The sequence below is a fragment of the Bacillus sp. SIMBA_005 genome (assembly GCF_046535585.1).
Taxonomy (GTDB): domain Bacteria; phylum Bacillota; class Bacilli; order Bacillales; family Bacillaceae; genus Bacillus; species Bacillus pumilus.
This window is the reverse complement of the sequence record NZ_JAWRWI010001072.1, coordinates 1-241: the sequence shown is the minus strand read 5'-3', so window position 1 is coordinate 241 and position 241 is coordinate 1. Positions and strand designations below refer to the sequence as shown.

The 241-nt window shown below is 66.8% G+C and carries 1 protein-coding gene; it reads right to left on the bottom strand.

Features of this window, described 5'->3' with window-relative positions; translation table 11 throughout:
- Nucleotides 1-241 (bottom strand): hypothetical protein (locus SB660_RS23420; protein ID WP_410584967.1); only part of this gene is annotated, 241 nt, incomplete at both ends.

Genomic DNA, 241 nt, shown 5'->3' with positions numbered 1-241 from the left:
CCAAGCCTGGCGCATGGCCAGGGCGATGCGTGCATGCAGCGAGGCGCGCTCGTGCTCGTGCGTTAGTGCATAAGCAGCCTCCATCACCCGGTCATGAGTGAAGCCCAAGCCGTTATGGCCCGGTTGCACGAAAACGGCGCCAATCAAGGCTTTCAACGGTTCGCCTGGCGGCTGGGCGCGCAGCTGGCGAAGCCGGCGCTCATCGCAGTGGCTGCCCGCCGCGCTGACGACCCGCACAAGG